Below are 274 nucleotides of genomic sequence, written 5' to 3'. Positions count from 1 at the left end.
TATCAAACTTGGACATACTCATGTTATGAATCTAAACATAAAGGGAAATAGTATGAATAAACCAATAGCATTTAAATGAAAACATTATTAATCAAAAATTTATGCTCATTTTAAGATGACAGATATGATACAATATAAGATTTCGAGATTTGATAGGGATGATGAAGAGTTGTAATTATTTCGATTACAACTCTATCAGTAATTGCTTAGTTTGTGAATATTAAAATTAGTAAAGATAATAGGGAAATATAGATTATTTTTTGTTTGTACAATG

The sequence above is a fragment of the Bacillus sp. JJ783 genome, assembly GCF_036963225.1.
In the GTDB taxonomy this organism is placed as follows: Bacteria; Bacillota; Bacilli; order Bacillales; family Bacillaceae_G; genus Bacillus_A; species Bacillus_A cereus_U.
Note: the sequence above shows the minus strand (reverse complement) of the source record.